Origin of the sequence: Streptomyces sp. NPDC002055 (assembly GCF_040296705.1) — a bacterium.
In the GTDB taxonomy this organism is placed as follows: Bacteria; Actinomycetota; Actinomycetes; order Streptomycetales; family Streptomycetaceae; genus Streptomyces.
Genome location: NZ_JBEOXS010000160.1, coordinates 1 through 1114 on the forward strand (window position 1 = coordinate 1; position 1114 = coordinate 1114).

Sequence of the window (1114 nt, forward strand, 5' to 3'; positions counted from 1 at the left end):
TTTGAAATAACACTTGTGACATCTTTATAGGTTGATTTAACCCATCCAAGCGCATCTGATAGGAAGCCAGATACACCGTCAGCATGAGCTGGTAAATTAGCTGTTAATGATAAGAATTCTTTTGACATTGAGTGAGGAAGAATCGAAGTACCAGCTTTCAGATTACGAATTTCAGGACCTTGTTGACCAACCGCAAAAATACCACGGCTTGGATGGTGAGCAAGTTCAAAACCTTCTTCACCAACTAAAGCTGTTTCGTCTTGAGCTAATCCACGAGTACCTGTCGCAAAACCTTTAAGGCTAACATGACCGATATTCCCCCAACCTTTATGTAAGAAGTTAAGAACTCCGTTAATTCCATCAATGAATGAATTGATTAAATTTCTAGAATCCTTAAATCCTTTTGTATATTGTTCGACAGTCTCTCCTTGCTCTTTAGCTGCAGCTTTAACATTTTTATCGGCTTTACTATTCGCTAATTCAACTGTTTTATCATGGGTTTTTTGTGCTTTATCAGTAACCTCTGTTTGTTGCTTTTTAGCTGCTGAAATTGTATCATCTCTTTGCTTTTGAGCATTTTTAACAATTTCATCATATTGTGCCTTAGACATTGATCCGTTTTCTGCCCGTTCTTTGTCCGCTGCTGCTACTGTCTTCTTGTATTTTTCGTTAGCTGCTTTAACAGCTTCATCTTTTTGCTTTTGAGCCTTATCCTTAACACCTTTATATTCATCGTCAGCCTTTTCAAGCGTATCAATTAATTGTTTTTGATTTAATTTTCCTTTTTTATTTTTTAAATCATCAAGTAAATCAAGCTGTTTATTTTGAGCAATTTTTGTAGCAGTATTAATTTGATTATTCATCTGCTCTTCAGCTTTGGTTTGCGTTTTAGCATAATCTTTTTCAAGCTTATTCATCGCTTCATTATGTTTCTTCTTAGCAGCTTGTTGAGCCTTATTAAAATCACTATTTTCTTTAGCAATTTCTTTATTCATTTCTTGTTGATATTCAGGAGAATTTTTGCCATAAGTTTTCTCTATTTTGAGAAGTTCAGAAGTATTACCGGACTTAATTTTTTTCATTAGGTTAGCATGGTTACTAGCATCCTTTTGAG

Annotated in this window: 1 protein-coding gene; it reads right to left on the minus strand. The window is 34.6% G+C overall.

Annotated elements, in window-relative coordinates; translation table 11 throughout:
* Positions 1 to 1082, minus strand: a 1082-nt coding sequence (locus ABT112_RS35280) for a hypothetical protein (RefSeq protein WP_351515843.1), incomplete at its 3' end; no start/stop codon positions are given.
* Positions 1083 to 1114 lie beyond the last annotated feature (32 nt).